At 51.9% G+C, this 540-nt stretch carries 1 protein-coding gene; it reads left to right on the top strand.

Annotated elements, in window-relative coordinates; genetic code table 11:
• Positions 1 to 256: 256 nt before the first annotated feature.
• Positions 257 to 540, top strand: a 284-nt coding sequence (locus C5E41_RS34685) for a hypothetical protein (protein ID WP_219823320.1), incomplete at its 3' end; no start/stop codon positions are given.

Here is a 540-nt window from a genome sequence, read left to right as displayed (position 1 = left end):
GAGGAAAAAGAGGGTTTATAATCGTTGGAAAAGTGGGCAGGCCACTAGGGAGGACTATAAGGATGTAGCGAGGCTGTGCAGGGACAAGATTAGGAAGGCCAAAGCTCATCTGGAGCTCAATCTGGCTACTGCTGTTAAAGATAACAGAAGAGGTTTTTACGAATAGATTAACAGGAAAAGGAGGACTAAGGAGAATCTCCATCCTTTACTGGATGCGGGGGGAAACTTAGTTACAAGAGATGAGGAAAAGGCGGAGGTGCTTAATGCCTTCTTCGCCTCAGTCTTTAGCGGCAAAACCGGTTGCTCTCTGGATACCCAGTACCCAGAACTGGTGGAAGGGGATGGGGAGCAGGATGTGGCCCTCACCATCCACGAAGAAATGGTTGGTGACCTGCTACGGCACTTGGATGTGCACAAATCGATGGGGCCGGATGGGATCCACCCAAGAGTACTGAGAGAACTGGCAGCGGAGCTGGCCAAGCCCCCATCCATCATTTATCAGCAGTCCTGGCTCTCGCGGCATGTCCCAGCTGACTCGCG

It is taken from the genome of Nocardia nova, from assembly GCF_002933465.1.
In the GTDB taxonomy this organism is placed as follows: Bacteria; Actinomycetota; Actinomycetes; order Mycobacteriales; family Mycobacteriaceae; genus Nocardia; species Nocardia nova_B.
Note: the sequence above shows the minus strand (reverse complement) of the source record. Positions and strands in the feature narration are given on the sequence as shown.